Below are 1,100 nucleotides of genomic sequence, written 5' to 3'. Positions count from 1 at the left end.
GGCTGCAGGGGGCGCGCTACAGCCTGCGGCTGCTGCCGGGGCGGGTGCGCGGGGGCTTCCTGCTGGCCGACGACCGCTACCTCATCGCCCGCCAGCAGGAGCGCTGGCTGCTGCTGGACCACCCCCCCACCGTGGTGGCCCTCAAGCAGCAGCTGCTGCTGGCGCTGCAAGGCGCCGGGCGCTAGGGCGGAGGGAAGCCGAGGGAGGGCCGGGAGGAGACTCCCGGCCCCGTTCGTGTGGGTTGTGCCTGTGCCGTTTTAGAGGAGGTAGACGCTGCGGATGTGTGGGTGCGGGCGGCGCTCGGCGAAACCGTCCGCGGGGCCCACCACCCTGAAGGGCGGCTGCAGCGGCAGGGCCCCCTGCCGCGCCAGGTCGTCGAGCCAGATCAGCATGTGCTGGGGGTCACGCTCCCCCTCGGCCAGGAACTCCCGCCCCCCGCCGTCCCTCAGCCGCCAGGCCTCGCGCTCGAGGACCCAGAAGGGGTCCACCGGATAGCCCAGCTGCCGCACCACCAGCCGGCAGGGCTCGTCCCAGTCGGCCACCAGCAGGTCGGAGTTGACCGCAGCCTCCGGGCAGTGCCACTTCAGCAGCGCCAGCGCGGCCATCACTGCACGGCCGTAAGGGCGCTGCTCGACGAAGCCGGTCTTGCAGAAGCCGAAAATCCGGCCGTCTTCGGTGTGGTCGCGCGGGGTGAGCACGAAGTCCTCGTAGTCCGCCGGCTCGAGCCCGTTGAAGTACACCAGGTCGGGCTGCAGCACCGCCTCCTCGCCGCGCCCGCGCCCTTGCAGCGGCGGCAGGTAAGGCCGCAGGGCGGCTAGGTCCCGCGCCACGGCGGGGAGGGCTTGCTCGAGGGCCTCGGGTCGCACGCGCCAGTAGTGGGTGATTCCCATGCTTTACCTCCTATCGGGAGGCATTATATCATTTTGTGGCAAACCCGTTCCCGTGGCGCCCCGTACACTGGGCCGCCTGACCCCCGGCTCACCCTCCGTCGCGCCCCAGCCCGTAGCGCGGCAACTCCTCGCGCGCCACCTCCAGCTCCTGCAGCAGGTAGTGCCCCCGGCAGCCCACCCGGATCCACCGCCGCAGGAGCAGCCTGCGCC

General features: G+C 72.1%; 1 protein-coding gene and 1 pseudogene. One reads left to right on the top strand and one right to left on the bottom strand.

Features of this window, described 5'->3' with window-relative positions; genetic code table 11:
* A pseudogene (locus tag Mrose_RS18415) lies at positions 1-185 on the top strand (hypothetical protein); the annotation flags it as partial.
* A gap of 72 nt (positions 186-257) precedes the next feature.
* On the opposite strand, the gene Mrose_RS18410 reads toward Mrose_RS18415, so the two are convergent.
* Positions 258-890: a hypothetical protein gene (locus Mrose_RS18410; RefSeq protein WP_119280669.1), complete on the bottom strand. Its 633-nt coding sequence runs from the start codon at positions 888-890 to the stop codon at positions 258-260.
* Positions 891-1,100 lie beyond the last annotated feature (210 nt).

Origin of the sequence: Calidithermus roseus (assembly GCF_003574095.1) — a bacterium.
Taxonomy (GTDB): Bacteria; Deinococcota; Deinococci; order Deinococcales; family Thermaceae; genus Calidithermus; species Calidithermus roseus.
Note: the sequence above shows the minus strand (reverse complement) of the source record. Positions and strands in the feature narration are given on the sequence as shown.

What these genes read in the sequence shown, in the direction of transcription:
- Mrose_RS18410 (WP_119280669.1), bottom strand. Translation starts at nt 890, where the DNA reads ATGGGAATCACCCACTACTGGCGCGTGCGACCCGAGGCCCTCGAGCAA.